Genomic DNA, 246 nt, shown 5'->3' with positions numbered 1-246 from the left:
ATCAATACGGAACGATAGCTGATTTCATCGAGAAAATCGGCATTAATTTTTTTCACAAACGGATGAAATAGCTGAGCTGTTTTTTTCCTTGTTATTAGCCGAATCAATAAATAAAGAACCGTGCCTGTGATAAAGGACCAAATGACCGTATTAATTTTTTCTGCTTCAATGAACGCAGGCATTTCCAAGATTGGTTCCATTCTTCCTGCTGTTAACAAGTTCCATTCATTGGGTCCTAAAATTGCA

1 pseudogene is annotated in these 246 nt (G+C 36.6%); it reads right to left on the bottom strand.

What is annotated here, in order from left to right:
* A pseudogene (locus ABS784_RS17235) lies at window positions 1-246 on the bottom strand (c-type cytochrome biogenesis protein CcsB); the annotation flags it as partial.

This window comes from Geobacillus sp. G4 (assembly GCF_040327975.1).
Classification (GTDB): Bacteria; Bacillota; Bacilli; order Bacillales; family Anoxybacillaceae; genus Geobacillus; species Geobacillus thermoleovorans.
The sequence above is the reverse complement of the archived record's forward strand: the minus strand, read 5'-3'. Positions and strand labels throughout refer to the sequence as shown.